This window comes from Streptomyces sp. NPDC005899 (assembly GCF_040629645.1).
In the GTDB taxonomy this organism is placed as follows: domain Bacteria; phylum Actinomycetota; class Actinomycetes; order Streptomycetales; family Streptomycetaceae; genus Streptomyces.
The window spans coordinates 1-1,379 of record NZ_JBEXWB010000681.1; the positions used below are offsets into that span (position 1 = coordinate 1).

Genomic DNA, 1,379 nt, shown 5'->3' on the forward strand with positions numbered 1-1,379 from the left:
ACCGCTCCCCCGGCCCCGGGCCGGCACGCCGGAGCTGTACCGGGCCGCCGCCGCGCTCCTCGCCGACCTGCGCCGCCACACGCCGCAGCTGGTCCTCTCCGAACGCGGTGTCGAGGCCCTCGCGCCCGGCGTCGCCGCCTGGTTCGAACGGGACGCCCGTCCCGACAGCGTCCGCCACGCACTCACCACCGACCTGCCCGTCCCCCTGAAGCACCCCGCGAAGCTCCTGCGGCACCGCATCACCGCGCTCCTGCCGCCACCGCTGCCCGGGGCCGGGGACCTCACGCCGGTGCACCGCGGGGCCGTCGTCATCCCGCTCCAGAACTGCGACACCTGCGACCGCGCCTTCCGCTCCCGCCGCCCGGGCCACTGCCGCGGCTGCGAGGCACCCCCGCACGCCACCGCCTGACGCCCCGCTGCCACCGCCGCGCCTCGCGGCACCGTTCGCCCGGATGGCCCCACCCCTGTGGTGGGGGGAACGCGTCCGACCGAGCGTGGAGGGGACCAGTGGGCACCCACAGGTTTCCATCCTGCAGAGGAGCGACGATGTCGGAACGCAACACCTTGGTGCGCAGCATCCATGATCTCGGTCTGGCCGCCTGGTTCGGTGGCTCGCTGATGGGTGCCGTGGGGGTGAACGGTGCAGCCGCGAGCGAGGGGACGACCGAGACGGACATGGGCAGGATCGCCAGTGCGGGCTGGGCGAAGTGGACGCCCGTGAACGCCGCGGCGATCGGGCTGCACCTCATGGGCGGCACCGGCCTGCTGTCCGCCAACGCCACCAGGGTCCACACCCAGCAGGGGGTGGCCGCCTCCACGCTGGCGAAGACACTCCTGACCGGCGCCGCACTGGCGGCCACCGCCTACAGCCGCGTCCTGGGCAAGAAGGTGGAGCTGGCGAGCTCCAACGACCCCGAGGATCTTGAGAAGGCGGCTCAGCACCCCGTGGACCTGCACCAGGCCCGGAAGCAACTGACGATCATGCAGTGGGCGATCCCCGCCCTCACCGGCGCCGTGGTGGTGCTCAACGCGCTGCACGGGGAGCAGCAGAAGCCCCTCCAGCAGAAGGTCGGCATGCTCCAGCGGGCGGCGTCCCAGGTGCACGTGCCCTACCACCTCGGCCACTGATCCCGGCAGAGGGGGACGGCCCCCCGTCCGCGCGCGAGCGACGGACCGGGGGCCGTCCCGCCTCACGTGCGGGTCTGCCGCACGTATCGAGGTTCGCCGCGATGAGGAACTGCCGGGTCGTCCGCGGCAGCCCGACGACCTGGGCCCTGCTCATCCCCCCTACGGCATCGGCCCCGGGCATCTCGACGCCCGCCGCCCCGTCCGCCCAGCGCAGCGCGGGCGACCCCCGGAACGGCTCGGCCCTCGTCGCC

At 74.3% G+C, this 1,379-nt stretch carries 1 protein-coding gene and 1 pseudogene; both read left to right on the forward strand.

Features of this window, described 5'->3' with window-relative positions; translation table 11 throughout:
* Window positions 1-409, forward strand: a pseudogene (locus ABZ371_RS32615) (helix-turn-helix domain-containing protein); the annotation flags it as partial.
* A gap of 137 nt (window positions 410-546) precedes the next feature.
* A complete protein-coding gene (locus tag ABZ371_RS32620; RefSeq protein WP_358686555.1) occupies window positions 547-1,128 on the forward strand; it encodes a hypothetical protein in 582 nt (193 codons plus the stop codon).
* The last annotated feature ends 251 nt before the right edge of the window (window positions 1,129-1,379 follow it).